Origin of the sequence: Sphingopyxis sp. (assembly GCF_035998905.1) — a bacterium.
Lineage (GTDB): Bacteria > Pseudomonadota > Alphaproteobacteria > Sphingomonadales > Sphingomonadaceae > Sphingopyxis.
Window position 1 is genome coordinate 181,499 of the sequence record NZ_DASYHG010000018.1, and the last position, 21,541, is coordinate 203,039.

The following is a 21,541-nucleotide window of genomic DNA, read 5'->3' on the forward strand; positions in this document are numbered from 1 at the left end:
CTCACTTCCCTTCAAGCCAAGGCTTCAACACAATATCCTGATGGACCACGATACGAAGCGGCCAGCCCGGGCGCACCTTGAGTGTCGGCTGGATACCGAGGTTGCGTGCAACGATCTGATCTCCGGCGCGCGCAGCATTCTGCTGCGACGACTCGCGTAGCGCGCGAACGAGGTCGCTCTCTGCGCTCCCGAAACCGAGTTCGGTCCCGACCCCGAGCAGCGTGGAAAGGACGACGCCCTTCAGAAGCTGCCACGTATGACGGTCAATCCGGTCGGCGAGGCCGGCATAACCCTCGGTGTCGCTTGCCGGCGTATTATCGAGCCGGATCGATGAGCCGTCGGGCAATATGATCCGCTGCCAGACGACCAGAGCCCTGCTCTGACCGAAGGCCACGACATTGTCATAGCTCCCGACGAGCTTAGACCCCTGCGGGATAAGCACGGCTCGTCCCGTGACGCTGTCGTGCACATTCGTGGTGATTTGCGCTGTCACCAGGCCCGGTAGGTCAGAATTGAGTCCCGTGATCAGGCTCGCCGAGATGATGCTCCCCGCCTGCACCGTCCAGGGCGAGACGGGTTCGACCAGACGATGGGGGCTCGTCTCGCTTCCACCCTCGTCGCGAAAGGCCGGGCCGGGCTTCGCGGCCGCCCTTTCCCGACCATCTCCACCCTCCGACGCCGCCGGCGCGGCAACGCCGGTTAAAGGTGCCCCTGCCGCCTGAACACCGGAGCGCCGCAGCATGATCTCGGACTCGCGCGCTGCGCGGTCCTCTGCCGCAATACGCTGACGCTCCGCCTCGGCCCGCTCCGCAGCCCGGGCCTCGGCGTCACTCCCGGTTCCGGTTCCGGCTTCCGCCATTTCGAGGTCGCGCTGATGGTTCAAAATCGGCCTGCCAAGGTCGCCGGGGAGTTTTGGCCCGAGCGGCGGCGCATCGCCATAGCCGGTCGGCGCATTCGCCAGCGCGTCGGGCAGTTTCGGCGCATCGATTGGCGCACGCTCTTCGCCGGCGTTTGCCGCCCCCCTGTTGACTGGCATGAGGGCAAGCCATGCCGCGCCGCAAATCATTGTGGCTCCGAAGCCGCTCGCGGCGACGATGACGCCCTTGCGAAACCGCGTCGCGCGCGGTGGCTTCGCGCGCAAGACCAGCGTCTCGGGGTCGACCTTCGGCGTCGGGTTGGCCGCCGGGATCGGGGCGGCTGGCATCGGAGCGGGGGCGGTCGGGGCGTCGTTCATTGTCCACCTCCCTGCCCCGACCCGCCGAGACGCATGATGCGGACGATCTTCTGCTTCTTGCCGCCGAGGCGAAGCTCCGCGGAAGTGAACAACCGATCAACGATGTAATAACGTCCCGCCATGCGGTAATTGACGAGTTCCGCCTTGCCCTTCTCGCCGACGACGAACAGCGGCGGCGCCTCGTCGGTAGCGATCGTCGGCGGGAACTCGATCCAGCTTTGCCGGCCGTCATCGAAGACGCGGACGGGCCGCCAGGCGGTGCGGTCGCCGCTGATGCGGTATTCGAAGTTCAACCGCTCGATCTCGACAGCCGCCGAAACCGGCCGCGCCGCCTCCGCCGCGGCGCTCTGGCGCTGCCATGCGAGCAGCTCGTCGGCGGGATAGGTCCAGCTGATCGCCGGCATGGCAGCCGACGCCCGGCTCGCGAGCTGGATTCGGTACACGCGGCGGTCGGTGGTGATGACGAGGTTCGTCGACAGTCCGGGGGAGAATGGCTTCACCAGGATATGCGTTCGCCGGCCTTCGCCGCTCCCGCTCGTCGTATCGCCGACGGTCCAGCGCACCGTGTCGCCGGCGGCGACCGACGTCAGCGTCTCACCGGGCTGGAGCGCGATGTCGCTGATCCGGCCTGGCATGGTGTAGAGACGGTAGAGCGCGCCGTCTGCAAAGGGATAGACCTGCACGGCATGCAAGAAGCCGCTTGCCGCGGGTTCGTGCAGTGCGGCCTTGTTGGCCGCTGCAACCGCAGACGGCGACTGCGCGATGGCCGGGGCTGCCAGCGCGAACAGTGCGGCGGGCAGGATGAGGGTCCGGATCATATCGTCATTCCTTCGGTCTGGGAGGGCGCGGCTCCGGCGGCCGGCCCGAGCGGCGAGCCTTGCGGGACATTCCGCGGCATAGGTCCGGCGGCCGGTGACTCCGCCGGCGCCGCAGCCTCGATGCGGGGCAATGCCGGGGTTTCGAGTTCGCGGCTCCAGTCGATGGCATCGACGTAGAGGCCGAGCGGATTCTTTCGCAGTGCGTCGGCGGAGCGCGGGGGCCGGACCTTGATCGTCAGGACCGCGGTCCAGCGCGATGTTGCAGACAGGCTGCCGCGCTCGAACGCCTGTTCGGTCCAGTTGACCCGGAAACTATCGTCCGACGCCCGCACGATGCTCGTCACCTGCACCGACACCGTGTGCCGGCCGATCTCCGCGAAGGGGTCGGCTGCGCGCGCATATTCCCCGAGGAACAGGGCGCCGCGGGCGGTTGCGAAATCATAGGCCGCGAGCCAGTTGTCGCGCATCAGCACGGCATCGAGCGACCGCGCGCGGATGTGCGTGATGAAGCGGCCGAGATGCCAGGCTATCTGCGGATCGGTCGGCCGATACTCCGCGTCCGCCCTCGCGACGGCTTGCGCCTGCCCCAGCCGGTCGACCTCGACGACATAGGGCACAATGCGGCTCTGAAGCGACTGCCAGACGAGCGCCGAGGCCAGTCCGACGGTCAGAGACAGACCGCCGAACGCCATGAGGCGCCAGTTCTTCGCCTGCACCCGTGCGTCGCCGATCCGGACATCCCAGAGCTGACCCGCTCGCTGATAGGGTGTGTCGGGTTCGGGCGTCTGCCCGTAGCGCTGAACGGCTCGTTTGAATCGCATGGTTCAATCCCTTTCCTTGATGTCGGGGGTGGCGGATGCGCCGCCGCGATCGCCTTCCTTGATCGTATGGATCGCGGTCTGGCGCCGAAGGCGCGCGGTTTGCTGGCTCTGGAGACGTGCAGCCCAGGCGGGCGGCGCGCCCTGCGCCTCGGCCGGGGACGGCGCGGTAGAAGCGTGCGCGGCACCGGCGCCGCCGGTGGTGCCGGCGTTCCAAGCGGCGTCGCGTCCGCGTTCGGCAGCGTCGCCCAGCCCCGCGATCGAACGAAGCCGATTGGCGGCGGCGCCTCTCGCGGCCGTCGTCATGCCGCCGATACCGGCGCCGATCGTCGAGGCGCCCGAGGTTTCCTGGCCGAGCTTGTAGGCAGTGGAGGCGGCGCTCCCCATCGAGGTTCCGGCGCGGATTGCAGCAAGACCCGCGCCCCCAAGCCCGCGCGCCGCGGCGAGCGCGCCCGCCCCGCCCATGGCAAGACCGCCCGCGGCAAGCGCGGAGGTTGCGACCACCGAACCCGCCCCAAGCTGCGGCGCGCCCGCGACCAGTCCCGAGGCAATCGCCGGCCCGAAGATAGCGAGACCGAAGAGCGCGAGGCTCGCAAGCATCAGCGACACCGCCTGCTCGATCGTTACGTCCTCGCCGGCCAGCGCGCCGGTAAACTGCGCAAAATAATTGGAACCGATGCCGACAATCACGGCGAGGACCATGACCTTGACGCCCGAGCTCACGACGTTGCCGAGCACGCGTTCGGCGAGGAAGCTCGTCCGGTTCCACAGCGCGAAGGGAACGAGCACGAAGCCGGCGAGGCTGGTGAGCTTGAACTCGAGAATGGTGATGAAGAGCTGGATCGCGAGGATGAAGAAGGCGCCGATAACGATGACCCACGCGATCACGAGCACCGCGATTTCGATGAAATTGTCGAAAAAGGCGATCGGACCGACGAGCTCCTTGGCCTGCCGGAGGAGCGGCCAGGCCGCGTCGAAGCCTGTCCCGGCGAGCCGTCCCGGCATGAGCAGGTCCTCGGCGCCGATCGCGCTGCCGCCCGCCACCAGGCCAAGCCCGGCGAACGACCGGAAGATGATTTCGGAGAGACTCTGGAAACTGTTCAGGATCAGCGCGAACACGCCGACGTAAAGAATCTTCTTCAGGAATTTGGCGACGACATCGTCCTCGCCGCCGAGCGCCCAGAACAGGCCCGCGAGCGTGATATCGATGCCGATGAGGATGGTGGTGAGGAAACCGACATCGCCGCCCAGCAGCCCGAAGCCGCTGTCGATATAGGCGATAAAGGCAGCCATGAACTGGTCGATGATATTCAGATCGTCCATCGGTCGGTTTCCTCATCCGGATGTTTGTCGCGGAGGCCGGCAGCCAGGCTCGATGGCGAACCCTGAACCAACGGCGGTGCGGCAGCCCCCGCGACGGGGCAGCTTTCGGGCTCATTGAGCGGGTGCGGCCCGTCCTGCCCCTTGTCGTCAGACGCGGATCAGCGGGGCGGCGTCCACGCCTTGCCGTCGCCGAGGAAGCGGTCCGTCCGTTCGCGCCCTTCGCGCTCGCTCTGCGCGCGGCGCGCCTGTTCGAGCGCGCTCGCACGGAACTGCGCCGCCATCAGCTGCTGGATCTGAAACTGCTGCTTGGCCGCGAGCGCGAGGAGCTGGTTGGTCGCCTGCTGCGCCTGCAGCCCGCCCTCGGCGCCCTGGCTTTTGCCCACGATCGCCTTCAGCGCCTCGGCGTCGCCGCGAACATTTTCGGCGATGCCGCTCTGCACCATCATCGCCTGGCGGAAGGCCGCCATCTCGCGGTCGAGGCGCTGCCTCGCCGCGGCGACGCGGGTGTCGCGCGTCGCGAGATGGTCGAAGCCGGTCGGAAAGGCCTGGCGGAACTGCTCGTCGAGGCGATCGACTCGAAAGTCGATGCCCTGTGCCTGCCCCATCAGCCGGTCGATTTCCTGCAGCCGCTGCTGCAGCGCCGCCATTTGCGGAAAGTCGATCTTCGACAGCTGCTTCTGTTGATTCACCAGCATCTGCGCTTCATTCTGCAGCGACTGGATCTGCTGGTTGATCTGCTGGAGCGTCCGCGCCGCCGTCAGCAAATTCTGCGAGTAGTTGGCGCTGTCGAAGACCGGTACCGCGTGCGCGGCCGATGTGGTGAGCGTCGCGGTGGTGGCGGCGAGCACGAGCGTCATCATAAGCTTTTTCACTCTACTTCTCCTTCAGGGGGAATTTCGAAACTGGCGAGGAGGCTGGCTGCCCATCCGAGCCCGGCCTCCGCGAGGAAGCGCGCCGCAAAATCCGCGCGGCCGTGCTCGGCGAGAATGCGCGTGATGCGCTTCTGGCTATCGGGGTCGGAGGCGCCGCACAGCGCGAGCGCGATGGGCCCGAGCCCGAGCTCGAACAGCCGGTTGCCACGCGCCGACTGGAGATAATATTGGCGCTTCGGCGCGGCGCGCGCGATCAGTTCGATCTGCCGGGCGTTGAGCCCGAAGCGCGCATAGGCCGCCTCGCTCTGCGGTTCGACCGCACGGTCGTTGGGAAGCAATATACGCTGCGGGCAGCTTTCGATGATCGCGGGCGCCACCTTGCTTTCGGCGATGTCGGCGAGACTCTGCGTCGCGAAAATGACGCTGACATTCTTCTTGCGGAGGACCTTCAGCCATTCGCGGATGCGCGCCGCGAACAGCGGGTGATCGAGGAACACCCAGGCCTCGTCGAGAATGAGCAAGGTCGGCCGCCCGTCGAAGCGCTCTTCGAGTCGATGAAACAAATAGGTCAGCACCGGCGACGCCGCGCCCGGCTGCCCCATCAGCGCCTCGGTCTCGAAACACTGGATGTCCGCGAACGCGAGGTCGTCCTCGGCAGCGTCGAGCAACTGCCCATAGGGTCCCTCGAGCGTGTAGGGTGCAAGCGCGGTCCTGAGCCTGGTCGACTGCAGGAGCAGCGACAGGCCGGTGAGCGTCCGTTCCGCGCGCGGCGCCGACGCGAGGCTCGTGAGCGCCGACCAGACCGCCTCCTTGATGTCGGGTGTCGTTGGCACCGCTTCGTGCGCGAGCAGCGCGGCGATCCATTCGGCGGCCCAGGCGCGCTCGTCGGCGCGGTCGATCGACGCGAGCGGCTGGAAAGCGACGGTCTTGCCTTCGCCGTCGTCGGCGCCGAGGCCGAGCGCATGATGCGCGCCGCCGCAGGCGAGAACGGCCGCGCGCGCCGAATAGCCCTTGTCGAAGATGAAGACCTGCGCGCCTGCGTAGCGGCGGAACTGGAGCGCAAGCAGCGCGAGCAGGACCGACTTGCCCGCGCCCGTCGGCCCGACGATCATCATATGGCCGACATCGCCCACATGCGTCGACAGGCGGAACGGCGTGGTGCCGCTGGTCTCGGCGATGAGCAGCGGCGGGCCGCCGAGATGATTGTTGCGCGGCGGCCCTGCCCAGACCGACGAGAGCGGCATCAAATGAGCGAGATTGAGCGTGTGGACGAGCGGCTGGCGAACATTGGCATAGACCTGCCCCGGCAGCGACCCGATCCAGGCCTCGACGGCATTGACGGTCTCGCGGATCGTCGTGAAGCCGAGGCCGTTCACGATACGCTCCACGCTGCGCAACTTCTCGTCGGCACGCGCGCGATCCGCGTCGGCGACGATGATCGTCGTGGTCAGATGGCCGAAGGCGACATGGTCGCCGCCCAGCGCCTGCAGCGCGAGATCGGCGTCGAGCATCTTGTTGTCGGCATCGCTGTCGAGAAGCTGCGCGGGCTGATTGTACATGACCTCGCGGAGCAGCGCGGTGATCGACTTGCGCTTGTTGAACCATTGGCGGCGCAGCCGCGTCAGCGCCTTCGTCGCCTCGGTCTTGTCGAGCGCGATGAAGCGCGTGACCCAGCGATAGCCGAAGCCCTCGTGATTGAGCGCGTCGAGCATGCCGGGGCGGCTCGATCCCGGGAAACCCATCACCGTGACGCTGCGCAGATGGAGGTCGCCGAGCATCGGCTCGAGTCCGCCGGTGAGCGGCGTGTCGGCGAGCAGCCCGTCGAGATACATCGGCGTCTCGGGCACCGCGACGGCATGACGCTTCGCCGAGATCGTCCCGTGCAGATAGGTCAAGGTTTCGGCGTCGCCGAGCGCCCGCACCTCGGGCATGAACCCGGCCAAGAGGTCGAGCACCCGATCGGTCTCGGCGACGAAGGCGGCAAGTGCCTGGCGCCAGTCCCGGCCCTTCGTGTCGCCGCTTCGCTCGACCAGCGCGCGCGTCGCCGCGTCGACCTGGTCGGCGGACGGAAGGAAAGTCAAAGTCAGCCAGTTGAAGCTCTCGAAATGCGCGCCCGCATTCTCGAAGCCGGCGCGGCGCTCTTCGTCGACGAGCCGCGAGGCGGGATCGGGGAAGTCGCTCACCGGATAGCCGAGCGCCTCGCGCCGCTCGGCCTCGGCATGGACGGCCCACCCCGAGCCGAAGCGTTTCAGCACATTGTTCGCGCGCGCGGCGACTGCGACAAGTTCGGCGTCGGTCGCGCTCTCGAGGTCGGGACCGCGGAACGCCAGCACGCGGCTGAAGCTGCCATCCTTGTTGAGGACGACGCCGGGCGCGACGAGCGCGGCCCATGGCAGGTGATCGGCAAGCCGATCGCTCTTGCGGCGATATTCGGCGAGGTTCAGCATGACAGATGCCCCCGCTGACGGAGGTGCCGCACGAGCACCGCCGCAAAATCGGGATCGCGCTTCGCCGCCATCACGGCGATCGTGTGACCAAGCGCCCAGAGCGCTATGCCGGCGACCCATTGCTGGAGGCCAAGGCCGAGCGCCGCCGCGACCGTTCCGTTGACGATCGCGATGGCGCGCGGTGCGCCGCCGAGGAGGATCGGCTCGGCGAGTGCCCGGTGCAGCGGGGCCTCATAGCCCTCGATCGAACGCCCGACGGTCATGCGAGGAGCGCTCCGCCACCGAAGCTGAAGAAGGAGAGGAAGAAGCTCGAGGCGGCAAAGGCGATCGACAGGCCGAAGACGATCTGAATGAGCCGCCGGAAGCCGCCCGCGGTCTCGCCGAAAGCGAGCGTGAGCCCCGTGGTGATGATGATGATCACCGCGACGATCTTGGCGACCGGTCCCTGCACCGATTCGAGCACCTGCTGCAGCGGCTCTTCCCACGGCATGCCCGAGCCCGCGGCGTGCGCCGCGCCCGAGAGCCCGAGCACAAGGCCGAGTTGAATGCTAACCGCGGCCAGCCGCAGAAGCTCGGGCGCACGGGCGCGGGCCTTTGGAAGCGAGGGAGCAAGAGCGCGTATCTCCATGGTCATTCTCCTGATGCTGGGGGAATCAAATCGATGAGGGCGTAAGCGCCGTCGGCATCGAGGCCGGCGACGCGCGCCGCGCCCGAGACGCGGCGCGCGAGTCCCCGTCCCGAGATGAAGACGATGATGTCGATCGCCTCCGCGATGAGCCGGCGCGGGACGCTGACGACGCCTTCCTGGACAAGGCTCTCGATGCGGTAGAGCGCCGACAGCGCGCTGTTGGCATGCACCGTCGCGATCCCGCCGGGATGGCCGGTGTTCCACGCCTTCAGCATGTCGAGCGCCTCGGCGCCGCGAACCTCGCCGACGACGATGCGGTCGGGGCGGAGGCGAAGCGTCGAGCGGACGAGGTCGGCCATCGAGACGCTGCCCGGCCGCGTGCGCAACGCGACGACGTCGCGTGCCGCGCACTGGAGTTCGCGCGTGTCCTCGATGAGGATGACGCGCTCGTCGATATCGGCCATTTCCGCGAGCAGCGCATTGGCAAGGGTGGTCTTGCCCGAGCTCGTGCCGCCGACGACCAGAATATTCTGCCGCTCGGCGACCGCATAGGAGAGCATTGCCGCGGTGCCCCCGGCCATGACACCGTCGCCAACATAGTCGAGCAAAGTATATATACGCGCCGCGGGCTTTCGGATCGAGAAGCAGGGCGCGAGGCTGACCGGCGGGAGGATACCCTCGAACCGCTCGCCGGCCCCCTGCCCGTGCGGCGGCAGTTCGGCCGAGACGATGGGCGAAGCGGCATGCACCTCGGTGCGCGCATGACTCGCGACCAGCCTGATGATCCGCTCGACCTGCGCGGCGTCGTAATGCGCCCCGGTCTCGACGCGCCCTTCGCCAAGCCGGTCGATGCGCAGGACGCCGTCGGGATTGACCATGATCTCCTGCGTGACCGGATCGGCGAGCGCGGCTGCGATCGTCGGTCCCATCGCGGTGCAGAGCATTGCGCGCCGGCGCTCGAACGAAGCCCCTCCGGTCACGACCCAGTCTCCGCGTCGCCCTCGGCGCCGATCGACCGCCGTCCGCCGGCGATCTGCCGTCCGACCTGTGCCACGAAAGCATTGAAGCGCTCGCGTCCGACCGCCCGCGCCGCGCTGTCCGCCTCGGGCAGCGGCGCGGTCACCATCAGCTGATATTGAACGAACAGGGAAAGACTCTCGAGGAGCACATCGATGTCGCGCCGCGCCTTCGCGATCTCGCGGCTGATCCGGTCGAGCCGGCCCTTGACGAGATCGTCGATCTCCTTCGCCGCGCGGCGCGCGAGAAAGCTGCGAAGCGCGTCGTTGACGATACCGCTCTTGGTCGCACCGGGCCGGGCAGCGAGCGCATCGAGCGCCTCGCTGACATCGCGGTCGATGTAGAGGTTCTGCCGATACTTCATGGGTTCAGAGCCCCGGCAGCAGGTCGTGCCCGCTCGTTTCGTTGAGGCCATGACCGCGCGCGACGTCGCTCAGCCCCTGCGGAGCGGCACCCTGCGCGCGCTCCATCGCCTTGCGCTCGGCGGCAAGATCATGATCGTCCTGCTCGGCGGCGATCAGGACGAGCTGTTTCGGCTCCTCCGGGGCGAGCGCGATCTCTTCGGCGATGCCGGGGTGGCGCTCCTGCTCGCGGCCGCCATCACCCGTTCCGTCGTTCGCGCCATCGCTTGCGTCCGCGAGCCGCGCGTCGGGCCGCCGTGCAAAACTTCCCCAGTCGTTCGGGCGCGGCTTGGGGCAGTCGACTGTCTCGCCCTCGCCCGTTCCCTGCGACCCCGGCGGCGGGAGCAGGCGGCTGCGAAAATTGGCGTCCTCATAATAGCGCAGCTTCTTCGCGCGGATCGGCGCCAGCCCCGACACGAGCACGAGCTCGTCGTCGGCGGGAAGCTGCATGACCTCGCCCGGTGTCAGGAGCGGGCGCGCGGTTTCCTGCCGGCTGACCATGACATGCGCGAGCCAGGGCGCGAGGCGGTGTCCGGCATAGTTGCGCATCGCGCGCTGCTCGGTCGCGGTGCCGAGCGCGTCGGATATGCGCTTCGCCGTGCGCTCGTCGTTGGTCGCGAAGGCGACGCGGACATGGCAATTGTCGAGGATCGAATTATGCTCGCCATAGGCGCGCTCGATCTGGTTGAGCGACTGCGCGATCAGGAAGGCGCGGATGCCGTATCCCGCCATGAACGCGAGCGCAGTCTCGAAAAAGTCGAGCCGCCCGAGCGCCGGAAATTCGTCGAGCATCAGGAGAAGTTCGTGACGCCGCACGCGCGATCCGCGCTCGTCGAGCTTCTCGGTGAGGCGGCGGCCGATCTGGTTCAGGATCAGGCGAACGAGCGGCTTGGTGCGCGAGATGTCCGACGGCGGAATGACAAGGTAGAGCGACACCGGACTGTCGCCCTCGACGAGGTCGGCAATCCGCCAGTCGCACCGCGACGTGACCTTGGCCACCGTCGGATCGCGATAGAGGCCGAGGAACGACATCGCGGTCGATAGCACCCCCGACCGCTCATTCTCGCTTTTATTGAGCAGTTCGCGCGCGGCCGACGCGATGACCGGGTGAACGAGCGGCGCGTCCTTCGTGCCCAGATGGTTGGTGGTCATCATCCGCCGGAGCGTCGCAACGAACGGACGCTGCGGGTCGGAGAGGAAGGAGGCGACCCGCGCCAGCGTCTTCTCCTCCTCGGCGTAGAGGATATGCAGGATCGCGCCGACCAGCAGCGAGTGCGACGTCTTCTCCCAATGGTTCCGGCGTTCGAGCGCGCCTTCGGGATCGACGAGGATATCGGCAATATTCTGGACGTCGCGGACTTCGTTCGCGCCGCGGCGAACCTCCATCAGCGGATTATAACGGGCCGAGCGCGCATCGGTCGGGTCGAAGCGCAGGACGTGCGAGAAGCGCGCGCGCCAACCGGCGGTGATCTGCCAGTTCTCGCCCTTGATGTCGTGAACGACCGCCGAGCCCGTCCAGCTGAGCAAGGTGGGGACGACGAGGCCGACGCCTTTGCCTGATCGCGTCGGCGCGAACGCCATGACATGCTCGGGCCCTGCGTGGCGGAGGTAGGCGCTCGCATGACGGCCTAGAAAGACGCCCTTGTCGGCGTCGAGTCCCGCACGCCGGATCTCCTGCGGCGCGGCCCAGCGCGCCGAACCATAGGTGGTTACATGCCTTTGCTGGCGCGCACGCCACAGCGCCCCGAAGATCGCGGCCGCGCAGCCAAGGAAACCGCTGGCGGCGGCGAGCGTCCCGGCCTTGTCGAATATCTCGGGCGCATAGGCGTCGAAATGATACCACCAAGGGAAGATCGACCAGGGGCGATAGACCGGAATATCGAGGATGATGAACCACGGCGCGCCGAGTTCGGGCTGGTAGCCGAGCATTGCGGCGCACCACTGCGTCGCGGCCCATATGCCACATATGACGATGAGAAAGACAACGGCGATCTGGCCGACAAGAAATTTGGTGGGCTGCATGGTCGGACTCCGCCCCGGGCGCGAATTTGCCGCACGGGTTCATGTCCACCAAGATCGCTCGCATCCTCAGCCGGGAACATGGGGCTCTCGGGATGCCTACGGGTGCCGTAAGGTGGCTGGAGTTCGAATTCTCACGCGCAGGCTCACCGGAGTTAGCCGACGAAACGCGACATCAATGGAGCCAGATCCGGCTTCGCCTTCCCTATTGGCGCTTAGCGGAAGGCATGGCGCAACCAGCCGACGCCGTCATGATGAGGAGAATGGCAAGCCACTGGAGCGGCGTCAGAACTTCGCCGAGCACAAAATAACCGGCGAGGGCCGCAACGGCTGGGGCGGCGCTTAGCAGAATCCCGAAAACATGTGCTGGCAACCGGCGCATCGCTTCCATCTCCAGAGAATATGGCAGCGCGCTGGAAAGGATTGCGACGACAAACCCGAGAGCGAGCACCGCAGGGCTCAGTAGCGCCAAGCCGCCGCTTGCCGCCCCGATCGGAATGTTGATGGCGGCAGCGACCATCAGCCCCCACGCAACCGCGTCGCCCCCAAGAGCGCCGGATGCTCGCGGATCCCGTCCGCGCCGAACGCGAAAGCTATTTCGACGCCGGCATCGGCGCCACGATTGCAAAGGGGCTCGAGGTCGACCTTGGAGGATGACGTCATCCGCGGCGCGACGGTGGCACACGCCCGGGCGGTGACCTTCCCGCCTCCGCCGCCCAAGGTGGCGGCCATCGCGGCGCAGAAGCCGCGCGAAAAAATTCCCGAACTCACAGCCGAAGAGCGCCGCATGCTCGAGACGAGCCGGTTCCGCTCCCAGACGCGCAATCAGGTCGGCCTGCTTGCCGCGGCGGGCCTGGGCATCCTTCTTCTCGGCGCGGTCGCGCCGCCTAGTTTCATGGGCCACCTCATCGTCTTTGCCCTCGCCTGTTTTGTCGGTTTCCAGGTGATCTGGAATGTCAGCCACTCGCTGCACACCCCGCTGATGGCCGTTACCAATGCAATTTCGGGCATCGTGGTCCTGGGGGCATTGCTCCAGATTGGATCGTCCTCCGCTCTGGTGACCCTGCTCTCGGCTGTCGCGGTCCTCGTTGCCTCGGTCAACATCGTCGGCGGCTTCCTCGTGACCCGGCGGATGCTCGCCATGTTCCAGCGCAGCTGAAGGGAATCCAGCAATGCTTGCAAACGGCATCGTCTCGGCGGCCTATCTTGTCGCCGCCATCCTCTTCATCCTCTCGCTGGGCGGCCTGTCCGGCCAAGAGAGCGCCAAGCGCGCCGTCTGGTACGGGATCGCCGGCATGGCGCTTGCGATCGGTGCGACGCTCGGCGGACGCGACGCCGGCAATCTCCCGCTCGTGGCCGGGCTCGTCGCGGTGGCGGCGCTCCTCGGCTGGATTGTCGCGAAACGCGTCCAGATGACCGAAATGCCGCAGCTCGTGGCGGCCCTGCACTCGTTCGTCGGCTTGGCGGCGATCCTCATCGGCTTCAACGCGCATCTCGAGCAAGAAGCCGTGCGGATTCTGGGTGCGACGGAACGCGAGGCACTCACCGGCTTCGCAGCGATCCTCGCGCACAAAAGCGCGGTCGAGATCGGCATCCTCAAAGCCGAGCTTTTTCTCGGTATCTTCATCGGCGCCGTCACCTTCACGGGTTCGATCGTGGCTTTCGCCAAACTCGCCGGAAAGCTGGACGGCAAGGCGCGGAAGCTACCCGGTGGCCACGCACTTAACGCCGTCGCGGCGCTGCTCTCGGTGGTGCTCCTCATTCTTTATGTCGGCGGCGTTGGCGTCGAGGGCCGCGAACTTGCGGTTCTCGGTATCATGACCGCGCTGTCTCTGTTCATCGGCTTTCACCTGGTCATGGGGATCGGCGGCGCCGACATGCCGGTGGTCGTCTCGATGCTCAACAGCTATTCGGGCTGGGCAGCGGCCTCGATCGGCTTCACGCTCGGCAACGACCTGCTCATCGTCACCGGCGCGCTCGTCGGTGCCTCTGGCGCCATCCTCAGCTACATCATGTGCAAGGCGATGAACCGGTCGTTCGTTTCGGTCATCCTGGGCGGATTTGGAACGGTCGCAACCGAAGCTCAAGCGATCGAGGGCGAACAGATAGCGATCGATGCCGATGGCGTCGCGGCCGCGCTCAACGACGCCGAGAGCGTGATCATCGTCCCCGGCTACGGCATGGCCGTCGCACAGGCGCAGCAATCGGTATCGGAGCTCACCCGCAAGTTGCGCGCAGCAGGCAAGACGGTGCGTTTCGCAATCCATCCGGTGGCGGGCAGGCTTCCCGGCCACATGAACGTCCTGCTTGCAGAGGCAAAAGTGCCCTATGACATCGTTCTCGAGATGGACGAGATCAACGAGGATTTCCGGGAGACCGACGTCGTCATCGTGATCGGCTCCAATGATATCGTCAACCCTGCCGCGCAGGACGATCCCGGCTCCCCGATCGCAGGGATGCCCGTTCTGGAGGTCTGGAAGGCCAAGCAGGTTTTCGTCTCGAAGCGGGGACAGGGCACCGGCTATTCGGGAATTGAAAATCCGCTCTTCTACAAGGAGAACACACGGATGTTCTACGGCGACGCGAAGATCGCGGTTGACGGTCTCATACCGAGGCTGTCCGAGGTGTGAGGGATTGCAGAACGGGCCGGGCTAATCCCAAGATGACTACGCCACTGCTCGACCGCGTTACCCAACACTGCGATATCATCGAGACGGGCAACGACAGCTGGCGCTTGAAAAACCGCCGCTGACCGCCACCTTCGGCACCTTCAAAAATCTATCCTGCGCTGCGCGACTAACCAACATCATCCGAAAAAGGGGTCCCTCACTGAACGCACCCGGCTAGCGGAGGGAACGCGCAATTATTTCCTTCATGACTTCGTTTGGCCCCCCAAAGATGCGATGGACTCGGGTGTCGGCGAAGGCGCGACAGATCGGATAGTCCCACATATAACCGTAACCGCCGTGCAGCTGTAGCAGTTCGTCAAGGATTTTTGACTGGATTTCACTAACCCACAACTTGGCGGCAGCCGAGGTGGCGGAATCTAGAATGCCCTCATTGGCAAGCGAGATGCATTTGTCCACGAAGACGCGGGCCACGAGAATTTGCGTCTTGGCCTCGGCTAGCTTGAAGCGGCTGTTCTGGAAATCGATCAAGCGTTGCCCGAACGCGGAACGAGCGGATGCGAAATCGATCGTCCACTGTAACGCGTTTTCGAGAAGCGCGGCTCCCATGATCGCAATTTGCAATCGCTCCCATGCAAGCTCCTTCATCATGAGCTGAAATCCGCCATGAAGGGTGCCCAGAAGCATTTCTCGTCCAACCACGACTTCATCGAAGAAGAGTTCTGCAGTATCTTGGGCATGCATTCCTAGCTTGCGCAGAGGCTTTCCACGAGAAAGGCCGGCGGAATTGCCTTCCACAAGGAAAAGGGAAATGCCGTGCGCGCCTGCATCCGCCTCCGTTTTCGCAGCGACCAGAATGAGATCGGCCATCACGCCGTTCGTTATGAATGTCTTTTGGCCTCTGAGAACAAACGAATCGCCTCGGCATTCGGCGCGGGTCGTCAGCGCCTTGAGATCGGATCCGCCTCCCGGCTCCGTCATCGCGATCGCTCCAATAACGGCCCCGCTCGCCATCGCGGGCAGAAATTGCGCCTTTTGTTCCGCCGTTCCATACGCTTCAAGATAAGGTGCCACGATATCCGAATGGAGGCCAAAGCCCGGCCCAAAGTAGCCGGCTCCGGCGACCTCCTCCATCACGATGGCGCTATGCATCCGATCACCGCCTCCGCCACCATGTTCCGCAGAGATGCCAGGGCATAATAGCCCGGCCGTGCCGGCTTTCAGCCACAGCTCGCGCGGGACCTGCCCTGCTTGGTCCCATTCGAGGCAATTGGGCTCGATCTCTTTCTCTACGAAGCGCCGCACCTGAACGCGATAAGCGTCATGCTCGGGTCCGAATATGTCTCTTTGCATCTTGAACTCCATCTGCCACGGCCGTTTCGCCGAGGGGTTTGCACGATTGTCAGGCTCCGGCGCGCAAGGCGAACGACCAACCCGCTTCGGCCATCGGTCGCAACCGATCAACAACTTGAGCGGCCTCCTTGGACGACGCATTGCCCTGCTGAAGTCTTTGCCGAATTCCCTGGATGATAGCTGCGCCGCGAAACAGGTTGAAGGCGAAGTACCAGTCGAGACTATCAGGTACATCGATTCCGCTTTCGACAGCATATCGTGCCAAAAGCTCATCAGCGGTCGGCAGACCCAGCGCCGCCAAATCGAGGTTCCCCAGCGCCGCCTGTCCATCGGCGGGCAAATGCCAGTTCATCAGCAAATAGGAGAGATCGGCAAGAGGGTCTCCCAGCGTCGCGAGTTCCCAGTCGATCACCACTGCGACTTCGGCGCGATGCCGGTCAAATATGACGTTATCGATACGATAATCGCCATGGACAATTGCAATATGTTGCTGCGCCGGCATGTGTTGCGGAAGCCACTCGATCAGCTTCTCGATAGCGCCAATCTCTTCAGACTGTGCCGCCCGATACTGCGTTATCCAGCGCGAAATCTGGCGGGACAAATAGTTCCGCCCCTTGGTGGTCGCGTCGGGCCGCAGCATCTCCACCGGTAGCTTGTGCAGCCGAGCAAGCGCCGACAACATGGCGAAGTGGATATTCGAGCGCTCCGCTTTCGGAACGCCGGGTAGGCGCGCGTCCCAAAACGTTCGTCCATCGACATGCTCCATGACATAGAAGGGCGCGCCAATTGCAGCAGGATCTTCACAGAGCGCAATTGGCCGTGCCACTGGGAATCCGGCAGGGTGAAGCTTTGAAAGCAGTTCGAATTCACGCTCGACGGCGTGCGCCGACGGCAAGGTCGTACCGAATGGCTTCCGACGGAGAACAAAAGTCCCGGCTTCCGCCTCTAACAGATAGGTCGGATTCGACTGGCCACCTTCGAACCTGCGGACAGATACAAGCTCACCGAAACCGTAATCCTGCAGCCGCAGCCAATCCGCGAACTGGCGGAGGTCTATATCAGTCACGCCCGCAAGCTCCCTACCGCGGGGCAGGGCGCGCCCTGCCCCGTTTTCCCCTAGAACTTGAAGCCGACCTGGACGCCGATCTGACGGCCGCGATTGATCGTAGCAAAGCGTGATCCCGTCATGATGGGCGTGTCACTCGTCTGGTCGGTATAGAGCTTGTTTGTCAGGTTCTTGCCGAAGAGAGCGAGAGTCCAAGGGCCTGTTTCCGGACTGATCGCCAAGCGTGCATCGAGAAGAGTGAAGCCCTTCTGCTGAACCAAGGGATCATTGTTCAGCGATGGATTGAACGTCGAGCGGAAGTTCGCGTCAACACGTGCGATTACCTCCAAGCTTCCGACCGGCTGTACGTATTCGAGGCCAGCCGAGCCCGACCATTTCGAACTATAAGGCGTCTCCGCGCCGGACAGGTCCTGAACGCAAACCTGCCCTGCCGGGGTGGTGGCGCGCTGCTCGAAATAGCAGCCGGCCCCGGGAAAGCTCAGATATTTGGAGTCGAGGTAAGCTGCAACCGTCGACAGTGTGAGGTTCGGCGTGATGCGCCAACTTGCCTCCAACTCGACACCTTGGCTACGGGATTCAGCGGCATTGCCGACGACGAAGTTCGTTGATCCGTTAAAAATGCTCACTTGAAGGTTGGTAAAGTCGGTCCGATAGGCAGCCAGATCAAGACTGACCGTCCGATCAAACAGGAGTGCTTTCAGGCCGATCTCGTACGACACGGCTTTTTCCGGCCGGAATATTCCGCCTTCGGCAACCGTCCCGGCGTAAAGCCAGTCATAGCCTCCCGACTTCGCACCCTTCACGACCTTCGCGAACATCATGATGTCGTCGGTGACGTCATATTGGACGAGCGCCTGCGGCATGAAATGCTTCTCGGAGATGCGGACGTCCCGGAATTCGTGCGGTGCGCCGAAAGCAAATTGGAACAGGTTCGAGCGAAGCGGAGCGACAAACAAATTCTCCGCTGCGGGATTGAACTCCCAGGTTCCTACGTTCGCGGCCCTGTAAATCTGATCGACTGTACGTTTAGTCTCGAGATACCGGGCGCCGATGCCGATACGGAAACGAGGACTAAGACGAAGCGTCGTATCGGCAAAGACCGACCAGGTGTCGTTGTGCTGGTCGATTTCGTTGCGGCGCGCGAATGCCGGGACCGGGAGCCCATTCGCCGCCAAGTTCGTGTCCGTATATGCTGCCGCGAACACATGATCGTTCTGATAATAGCCTCCGACCTGAATATCGATCGCACCGACATCGACAGATGCTCGCAGTTCCTGGCTGAATTGCCGATACCGCTCTTCCTGAGCAAAGTTGAAGATTGCACGCTGTGTCAGGTCTCCGTCGGTGGATTGCGCGAAGTCATATCCCAGCCATGCGGTTGTCGAGGTAAGCGACAGATCCCCCAATGATATGTCGGCGTTGGCGTAAAATACTTCCGGGTTCAACCGGGTGAAATCTTCTGGAACGCCGTCATTGTTACGGAAGCCGAACGGCGCCGGATTTGCAACAAAGCGCACGCGGTCAAACTTCGTCTCGGTGATCGCGGGGTTGTTCAACGCATTCGATATGGCCTGAAGCGTGCTGCCGTAAACGTTCAGCCAGTTCTTCTCATATTTCAGGGTGAGCGTCACGTCGTTGACCGGTTCGATCTGCGCCGTCACCCTGATCGACTGGTTGCTATAGCGAGTATCACGGCGGGTACCCGTCGGCGTGATCGTGTGCATATCGCCACGGTCGAGCGTTTGGCTGAGACCTGCGACCCTGATCGCAAAGCGATCGGTCACCGGGACGTTTACCGCGCCCTGAAGCAAAAGTTCCTGGTTTTCGAATTCATATGCCCCGGACGCCTCAACACCGAAAGTCGACCCCGGCTTCTTTGTCGTTACGTTGACAGCACCGGCAGTCGTGCTGTTTCCGAACAAAATGACCTGCGGGCCGCGCAGCACCTCGACGCGTTCGAGATCGTAAAACGGCAGTCGGGCGAGCTCTCCACGACCAGCATAGACGCCGTCAAAGAAGCTGCCCACGGCCTGATCGAAGGAACGATTGGAACCCGAACCCGCGCCGCGGATGAAACGAAAGACGCTGACCGACCCATTGTTCTGGCGAAAGTTCGGGATATAGACCGCCAGATCCTGCTGCTGAACAATATTCCGATCGGCGACGATGTCGCCAGAAACCGCAACGATAGAGATAGGGACGTCACGCAGGTTCTCGGCTCTCCGCCGCGCCGTAACGACGATATCATCGAAACCGCCAGAAGACGATTCCGCCCGGTCGTCGAATTCTCCTTCGGCTTGCGCGGACTGCACCGCATCCGCCGACGGATTCTCTTCGCCCACATCCTGCGCGGAAGCCGCCGTCGGCCCAGCGAGCAAGAACACCAGCAAACCGCAACGAGCGGCCGTCGAGAACAATCCCTGCATGCAATCCTCCCCAAAAATGAGCCGACGAATCCCGGCTTCGATTGGATCAATATACAACAATTTTGTCGCATTGCACGTAATATTTGTTTTATAAAATCCGCACCGGAAGCCGGCTTAATTGAGACCGGATGGTTCAAATTAACATACTGATTTACAATAAATATTATCTCAGCGTCGTAAGTTCGGAACGACGCTTAAAGAGCCTCAATGATCCATATAATACCCTTTGCTTCGTGATAACTGGATTTATCGTTTCAATTGCGGCACCGTAGGCCGAATCACGGACGAGGGTTTCAGTCGAATCCCGCAATTGTTGCGCCACCGTCGACAACGATGGTTTGCCCGGTAACAAAACGACCAGCACGCGCAGCAAGAAAGACCGCGGCCCCGGCTATTTCCTCCGGTTCGGCAATTCTGCGGAGCGTCGCCGCCTGCTCGAGACGCGCCAGAGTTGCAGGATTTTCCCACAGCGCGCGCGCGAAATCGGTCCTGACTAGGCCAGGGGCGATGCAGTTGGCTGTGACACCGGACGGCCCCAACTCGGCCGAAAGATTTCGCGCGAGCTGGATGTCAGCGGCCTTTGAGACATTGTAGGCGCCAGCCTTCGTCGTTGCGGACATGCCACCAATCGACGAGACAATGATAATAGCCCCTTCGCGCCTGCTCACCATCCCTGGCGCGACCATCTGGCACAGCCAGTGCGTCGACAGGATATTGTTCTCCAGAACCTTGCGGAACTGCACGTCGGGGATTTCTGACATTGGGCCGTAAAAAGGATTCGTCGCAGCATTGCATACCAAGATGTCGATTTTTCCATGGGCGGATTGCGTGCGCGCCACCAGCGCCTCGAGGTCGTCGCGCGAGGAAATATTCGCAGCGACGGCCATGGCAGCATCGGCGTGCACAGCATTGATCTCGTCGGCCACCTCGTCACATGCTTCCTGCTTCCGACTGGAAATGATGACTTTCGCCCCATGATCGGCAAAGGCCGTTGCGATGGCCCGGCCGATACCGCGCGATGAGCCGGTAACGATAGCTGTTCGCCCAGCAAGGTCGAACATCGGAGGAATCTTCATGCGGTGCCTCCCTTGCCTTTGCGGCGATCCTGGTCGAAATCACCGAACCCTTGTCCGTTTGCCGCAAGCCGGCGCAGCAATGGTGCGGGCTCCCAATAGTCTCCGCCGGCACGCCGATATCGCTCAATACGCGACAATATTTGCGCGACACCAACACTGTCAGCATAATGCATCGGCCCGCCCAACGTGGCGGGAAAGCCGTAACCCAACGTGAAAATCAGGTCGAGATCGGACGCCCGTTCAGCGATACCCTCCTCCAAAATGCGCGCGCCTTCATTCACTAGAGGCAGGACGCATCGATCAACAATCTCGGTGGCAGCAGCGATGCGAGGAGTCACCCTTAGCCGTTCCCGCTCAATTTGAGCGAGCCTTGCGATATCAGGGTCCGCCCCTCCTCCCGAGGTAGGCCTGTGCAAATAGTAGCCCCGGCCCGTTTTGCGGCCAAACCTGCCCAACTCGAAGAGGCGATCGGCCATCCTGTAATAAGCGGTATCGCCGGGCAACGCCTGAGAATTGGCCCTCCGCGCCTGATAGGGCACATCAATACCGACCAAATCTGCCACTTCCAGCGGCCCCATCGCCATGCCAAAAGCGCGTAGCGCGGAATCGATTTCCTCCACGCCCGTTCCTTCGAGCAGAAGGCGGTTGGCTTCCCGCCCCATGCCTTCCACCATTCGATTGCCAGCAAATCCATAACAGTTGCCGACGACGATACCGGATTTCGAGAGCGCCATAGCCAGCCTCACTGATGTCGCGATGACATCACTGCCGGTGGCCGATCCTTTCACGATTTCAATCAACGGCATTACGTTTGCTGGGCTGAAGAAGTGCAGCCCGACGACGCGATCAGGGTGGTTCGACGCAGCAGCAATCGTGTCAATGTCGAGCGTTGACGTGTTTGTAGCGAGAATGGTGCGACCGGCAAATCGGCGGTCCAGCGCGGCGATTATCTCTTGCTTCAGTTCCAGTCTCTCGAACACCGCCTCGATTATTATGCCTACGTCCGGAATAGCTGAAATATCATCTGCCCAGTAAATCTTCTCGATCGCGACCTCCCCCGCGGACCGTGACAGCCGACCGCGCGCCACGGCCCTTTCCACGTCGGCCTCGATGGCGTCGCGGGCCGCTTTGAGTGCTTCAGCATTTGTATCGACGAGCGTCACTCCAATCCCGGCACTAGCGATGGAGAGTGCAATACCTCGGCCCATGGTCCCGGCGCCGACGACGGCCGCCTCCCTAATCCGTACTGCCCCCTCGACAGACCAGCTCTCGGCGGCCTGCGCTTTCGCCGACTTCAGATGCTCCAAGGCACGGATCTCAGCTGCCCCCAAACAATTCGTCATGCTACGATTCTCCCCATTTTCAGATTTTCTATATACAACATTTTTTTGTTCTCATACACAAATTTTGTTGTAT

General features: G+C 63.7%; 18 protein-coding genes and 2 pseudogenes. 3 read left to right on the forward strand and 17 right to left on the reverse strand.

The window, feature by feature from the left end; translation table 11 throughout:
- Position 1: 1 nt before the first annotated feature.
- The 12 genes and pseudogenes from VGN62_RS09645 to VGN62_RS09700 form a co-directional block, all read right to left on the reverse strand.
- On the reverse strand, positions 2-1,234 hold the full coding sequence (locus tag VGN62_RS09645; RefSeq protein ID WP_327453164.1) for a TrbI/VirB10 family protein: 1,233 nt from the start codon (positions 1,232-1,234) through the stop codon (positions 2-4).
- On the reverse strand, positions 1,231-2,052 hold the full coding sequence (gene trbG / locus VGN62_RS09650; protein ID WP_327453166.1) for a P-type conjugative transfer protein TrbG: 822 nt from the start codon (positions 2,050-2,052) through the stop codon (positions 1,231-1,233). The genes VGN62_RS09645 and trbG overlap by 4 nt, the downstream gene beginning before the upstream one ends.
- Positions 2,049-2,873: a conjugal transfer protein TrbF gene (gene trbF / locus VGN62_RS09655; RefSeq protein WP_327453168.1), complete on the reverse strand. Its 825-nt coding sequence runs from the start codon at positions 2,871-2,873 to the stop codon at positions 2,049-2,051. The genes trbG and trbF overlap by 4 nt, the downstream gene beginning before the upstream one ends.
- 3 nt (positions 2,874-2,876) lie before the next feature.
- A complete protein-coding gene (trbL, locus tag VGN62_RS09660) occupies positions 2,877-4,193 on the reverse strand; it encodes a P-type conjugative transfer protein TrbL (RefSeq protein ID WP_327453170.1) in 1,317 nt (438 codons plus the stop codon).
- Between the two features lie 158 nt (positions 4,194-4,351).
- Positions 4,352-5,065 (reverse strand): P-type conjugative transfer protein TrbJ, encoded by a 714-nt coding sequence (gene trbJ, locus VGN62_RS09665; RefSeq protein WP_327453172.1) that lies wholly within the window; start codon positions 5,063-5,065, stop codon positions 4,352-4,354.
- Complete coding sequence (trbE, locus tag VGN62_RS09670) at positions 5,062-7,512, reverse strand: conjugal transfer protein TrbE (RefSeq protein ID WP_327453175.1); 2,451 nt, start codon at positions 7,510-7,512, stop codon at positions 5,062-5,064. The genes trbJ and trbE overlap by 4 nt, the downstream gene beginning before the upstream one ends.
- A complete protein-coding gene (locus VGN62_RS09675; protein ID WP_327453177.1) occupies positions 7,506-7,775 on the reverse strand; it encodes a VirB3 family type IV secretion system protein in 270 nt (89 codons plus the stop codon). Before VGN62_RS09675 ends, trbE begins: the two co-directional genes overlap by 7 nt.
- On the reverse strand, positions 7,772-8,140 hold the full coding sequence (locus VGN62_RS09680) for a TrbC/VirB2 family protein (RefSeq protein WP_414713270.1): 369 nt from the start codon (positions 8,138-8,140) through the stop codon (positions 7,772-7,774). Before VGN62_RS09680 ends, VGN62_RS09675 begins: the two co-directional genes overlap by 4 nt.
- 2 nt (positions 8,141-8,142) lie before the next feature.
- On the reverse strand, positions 8,143-9,084 hold the full coding sequence (gene trbB / locus VGN62_RS09685; protein WP_414713273.1) for a P-type conjugative transfer ATPase TrbB: 942 nt from the start codon (positions 9,082-9,084) through the stop codon (positions 8,143-8,145).
- Between the two features lie 32 nt (positions 9,085-9,116).
- Positions 9,117-9,521: a CopG family transcriptional regulator gene (locus tag VGN62_RS09690; RefSeq protein ID WP_327453183.1), complete on the reverse strand. Its 405-nt coding sequence runs from the start codon at positions 9,519-9,521 to the stop codon at positions 9,117-9,119.
- Positions 9,522-9,525: 4 nt separating this feature from the next.
- Positions 9,526-11,580 (reverse strand): conjugal transfer protein TraG, encoded by a 2,055-nt coding sequence (locus VGN62_RS09695; protein ID WP_327453185.1) that lies wholly within the window; start codon positions 11,578-11,580, stop codon positions 9,526-9,528.
- A 202-nt stretch (positions 11,581-11,782) separates the two neighbouring features.
- Positions 11,783-12,103, reverse strand: a pseudogene (locus VGN62_RS09700) (EamA family transporter); the annotation flags it as partial.
- A gap of 150 nt (positions 12,104-12,253) precedes the next feature.
- On the opposite strand from VGN62_RS09700, the gene VGN62_RS21335 reads away from it, so the two are divergent.
- From VGN62_RS21335 to VGN62_RS09715, 3 genes and pseudogenes are all read left to right on the forward strand, one after another.
- Positions 12,254-12,736, forward strand: coding sequence for a proton-translocating transhydrogenase family protein (locus VGN62_RS21335; protein WP_349256065.1), 483 nt, complete (start codon positions 12,254-12,256; stop codon positions 12,734-12,736).
- Between the two features lie 13 nt (positions 12,737-12,749).
- The gene (locus tag VGN62_RS09710) at positions 12,750-14,207 is read left to right on the forward strand and encodes an NAD(P)(+) transhydrogenase (Re/Si-specific) subunit beta (protein WP_327453187.1); all 1,458 of its coding nucleotides are present in this window, start codon (positions 12,750-12,752) and stop codon (positions 14,205-14,207) included.
- Positions 14,208-14,236: 29 nt separating this feature from the next.
- Positions 14,237-14,329, forward strand: a pseudogene (locus VGN62_RS09715) (ATP-binding protein); the annotation flags it as partial.
- A gap of 91 nt (positions 14,330-14,420) precedes the next feature.
- Here the strand turns inward: VGN62_RS09715 and VGN62_RS09720 are convergent.
- The 5 genes from VGN62_RS09720 to VGN62_RS09740 all read right to left on the reverse strand — a co-directional run bounded on the left by VGN62_RS09720 (position 14,421) and on the right by VGN62_RS09740 (position 21,468).
- Positions 14,421-15,569 (reverse strand): acyl-CoA dehydrogenase family protein, encoded by a 1,149-nt coding sequence (locus VGN62_RS09720; protein ID WP_327453189.1) that lies wholly within the window; start codon positions 15,567-15,569, stop codon positions 14,421-14,423.
- 37 nt (positions 15,570-15,606) lie between these two features.
- Positions 15,607-16,623: a phosphotransferase family protein gene (locus VGN62_RS09725; protein ID WP_327453191.1), complete on the reverse strand. Its 1,017-nt coding sequence runs from the start codon at positions 16,621-16,623 to the stop codon at positions 15,607-15,609.
- 50 nt (positions 16,624-16,673) lie between these two features.
- Positions 16,674-19,049 (reverse strand): TonB-dependent receptor, encoded by a 2,376-nt coding sequence (locus VGN62_RS09730; protein ID WP_327453193.1) that lies wholly within the window; start codon positions 19,047-19,049, stop codon positions 16,674-16,676.
- A gap of 293 nt (positions 19,050-19,342) precedes the next feature.
- Complete coding sequence (locus VGN62_RS09735; RefSeq protein ID WP_327453195.1) at positions 19,343-20,125, reverse strand: SDR family oxidoreductase; 783 nt, start codon at positions 20,123-20,125, stop codon at positions 19,343-19,345.
- A complete protein-coding gene (locus tag VGN62_RS09740) occupies positions 20,122-21,468 on the reverse strand; it encodes a 3-hydroxyacyl-CoA dehydrogenase (RefSeq protein ID WP_327453197.1) in 1,347 nt (448 codons plus the stop codon). The genes VGN62_RS09735 and VGN62_RS09740 overlap by 4 nt, the downstream gene beginning before the upstream one ends.
- Positions 21,469-21,541 lie beyond the last annotated feature (73 nt).

Bases quoted from the DNA above. Each gene is read 5' to 3' on its own strand.
- VGN62_RS09645 (WP_327453164.1), bottom strand. From the start codon at position 1,234: ATGAACGACGCCCCGACCGCCCCCGCTCCGATGCCAGCCGCCCCGATC.
- trbG (WP_327453166.1), bottom strand. From the start codon at position 2,052: ATGATCCGGACCCTCATCCTGCCCGCCGCACTGTTCGCGCTGGCAGCC.
- trbF (WP_327453168.1), bottom strand. From the start codon at position 2,873: ATGCGATTCAAACGAGCCGTTCAGCGCTACGGGCAGACGCCCGAACCC.
- trbL (WP_327453170.1), bottom strand. From the start codon at position 4,193: ATGGACGATCTGAATATCATCGACCAGTTCATGGCTGCCTTTATCGCC.
- trbE (WP_327453175.1), bottom strand. From the start codon at position 7,512: ATGCTGAACCTCGCCGAATATCGCCGCAAGAGCGATCGGCTTGCCGAT.
- VGN62_RS09675 (WP_327453177.1), bottom strand. From the start codon at position 7,775: ATGACCGTCGGGCGTTCGATCGAGGGCTATGAGGCCCCGCTGCACCGG.
- VGN62_RS09680 (WP_414713270.1), bottom strand. From the start codon at position 8,140: ATGGAGATACGCGCTCTTGCTCCCTCGCTTCCAAAGGCCCGCGCCCGT.
- trbB (WP_414713273.1), bottom strand. From the start codon at position 9,084: ATGCTCTGCACCGCGATGGGACCGACGATCGCAGCCGCGCTCGCCGAT.
- VGN62_RS09690 (WP_327453183.1), bottom strand. From the start codon at position 9,521: ATGAAGTATCGGCAGAACCTCTACATCGACCGCGATGTCAGCGAGGCG.
- VGN62_RS09695 (WP_327453185.1), bottom strand. From the start codon at position 11,580: ATGCAGCCCACCAAATTTCTTGTCGGCCAGATCGCCGTTGTCTTTCTC.
- VGN62_RS09710 (WP_327453187.1), top strand. From the start codon at position 12,750: ATGCTTGCAAACGGCATCGTCTCGGCGGCCTATCTTGTCGCCGCCATC.
- VGN62_RS09720 (WP_327453189.1), bottom strand. From the start codon at position 15,569: ATGGAGTTCAAGATGCAAAGAGACATATTCGGACCCGAGCATGACGCT.
- VGN62_RS09730 (WP_327453193.1), bottom strand. From the start codon at position 19,049: ATGCAGGGATTGTTCTCGACGGCCGCTCGTTGCGGTTTGCTGGTGTTC.
- VGN62_RS09735 (WP_327453195.1), bottom strand. From the start codon at position 20,125: ATGAAGATTCCTCCGATGTTCGACCTTGCTGGGCGAACAGCTATCGTT.
- VGN62_RS09740 (WP_327453197.1), bottom strand. From the start codon at position 21,468: ATGACGAATTGTTTGGGGGCAGCTGAGATCCGTGCCTTGGAGCATCTG.